General features: G+C 71.4%; 2 protein-coding genes. Both read right to left on the bottom strand.

The genetic code is table 11. The annotated features are described in order from the left end of the window. Window positions 1-51 precede the first annotated feature (51 nt). Complete coding sequence (locus tag WBL05_RS09720; RefSeq protein ID WP_424225532.1) at window positions 52-1314, bottom strand: MFS transporter; 1263 nt, start codon at window positions 1312-1314, stop codon at window positions 52-54. Between the two features lie 110 nt (window positions 1315-1424). Then, the coding region (locus tag WBL05_RS09715) for an efflux RND transporter periplasmic adaptor subunit (RefSeq protein ID WP_424225531.1) at window positions 1425-2232 on the bottom strand (808 nt) is incomplete at its 5' end.

Here is a 2232-nt window from a genome sequence, read left to right as displayed (position 1 = left end):
GTCGTCATCCGCTCAGCGTCGCCGCTGATCGGACCCGGGTCAAGCGCCTGATCACAGCGGCAGGTCCCTGGTCTCGGGCATCCGCCAGTACACCACGGCCGAGGCCAGGCAGAGCACGACCACCCCGGCCAGGAAGAACCCGAACCGGCCGGCGTCCTGCAACGCGGTCGCCACCAGCGGCGACAGACCCCCGAAGATCGCCACCGCCACCCCGTAGGGCAGCGATATGCCGGCGGTGCGCACCTCGGGCGGGAACTGCTCGGCCATCACCGCGGCCAGCGACGCCGCGTAGCTCGACAGCAGCACCCCGGCCAGGCTGGCCGTCAACGCCAGGTTCAGCAGGCTTGGCCGCAGACCCAGCACCAGCGGCACGAAGCTCACCGCCGACCCGAGCGCGAAGAAGATCAGCATCGGGCGGCGTCCGAACCGGTCACTCAACCAGCCGAACAGCGGCAGCAGCACGGTGAACACGGCCAGCCCGATCGCGGCCGCCACCTGGCCGGTCCGCAGCTCAGCGCCGGTGCGCAACTGGGCCAGGGTGGGCAGGTAGACGAACCAGAACTGCACCAGCCCGGTGCCGGCCGCCACCAAGGCGATGACGAGGAAAGCCTGACGCGGGTGGCTGCGGAAGACCGCCACCAGCGGACGCCTGGGCACCTGCCCGGTGGCCCGGACGTGCGTCGAGACCGCGGTGTCGGGCACCCGGGCCCGCAGGTACAGCCCGACCAGGCCCAGACCGGCCCCGATCAGGAACGCCAGCCGCCAGCCCCAACTCGACAGTGCCTCCGGCGACAGCACCGCGAACATCACCGAGGCGAGCAGGGACGCCGACAACGTACCGGCCCCCACCGACACCTGCTGCCACATGCCGACCGAGGCGCGGCGTCCGGGCTCGGCATTCTCCACCAGGAAGACCGATGAGGTGCCGAACTCCCCGCCGGCCGAGAAGCCCTGCAGGCTGCGCCCGATCACCAGCAGGATCGGCGCGGCGATCCCGATGGTGGCGAACGCCGGGGTCAGCGCCATCAGCGCGGACGCGCCGGCCATCATCAGGATGGTCAGCGTCATGCCGGCCCGCCTGCCGTGCCGGTCGGCGTAGGAGCCCAGCACCGCCCCGCCCAGCGGCCGGACGAAGAAGCCGACCGCGAAGACCGCGAACACGCTCAGCAGTTGGGCGATCCGGTCGGACTGCGGAAAGAAGGACGCCGCGAAGTACGGCGCGAAGAAGCCGTACACCGACCAGTCGAACCACTCCACCAGGTTGCCAACGGCGCCGGCGGCAACCGAGCGCCGACGTACCGGCGCGTCATGCACAACTACTGGTTGGACGCTGATGGTGAACCTCCTCGAAACCCACCTGATGCTACCCCCGGGCAGCTTGGGGCGCCGAAACCCGGCAGACTGGCGGGGCCAACCCCGGGCGGTCACCGGCCCGGGGTCGGTGACGGTGACTCGTCTGTGTCGAGCGCCCGGTACTGGTCGAAGCCGCCGGGGATGGGCAGCCGCCGGTCGGCCAGCACCACCAGTTGCCCGTCGTTGAGCCCGGACACCACCTCGATGCGCCCGCCGCCCTGGGCGCCGGTGACGATGGTCACCTGATCGGACTCGATGGCCCGGTCGTTCTCGACCACCTGCACGGTGGCGGTGGTGTCGGTGATCCTGGTCACCGCCGACAGCGGCACGGTCAGCACGTCCTCGACCGTCCTCAACTGCAGGCTCACCTCGGCCCTTGAGCCGGACTTCAGGACCTGCTCTGGATCGTCGGTCACCACGGTGGTGCGGTAGCTGGGGTCCTCGCCCGGTGAGTTGGCCAGCAGCGCGACGGTGTCCACCCGGGCCGGCAGTTCGAGGTCGCCGCCAACCGGGCCGACCCGGGCGTCCATGCCGGGGTTGGTGAGCGCCCGCACGGTGAGCGGAACGTCGATGGTTACGGTGGCCGCGCCGGGCCCGACGACGGTGATCGAACCGCCGGCCGAGCTCTCACCGGGACGCAGCGAGATGGCACCCACGGTGCCGGCGATCGGGCTGGTCAGGGATGCCTGGGCCAGGTCCGATTCGGCTTTGGCGAGTTCCTGCCTGGCCTGCAGCACCTGGGCACGGTCGGCGGCGATGGTGGCGTCGGTCACCCGGCCGGCCAACTGCTCGGCGAGCTGGGCCTCCAACTCCTGCTGGGCGGCCTGGATCGCCTCCTCAGCGGCGGCCGCTGCGGCTGCCTCCAGCTCTGCCTGGGCC

This window comes from Brooklawnia sp. (assembly GCF_049651565.1).
GTDB lineage: Bacteria > Actinomycetota > Actinomycetes > Propionibacteriales > Propionibacteriaceae > Brooklawnia.
Note: the sequence above shows the minus strand (reverse complement) of the source record. Positions and strands in the feature narration are given on the sequence as shown.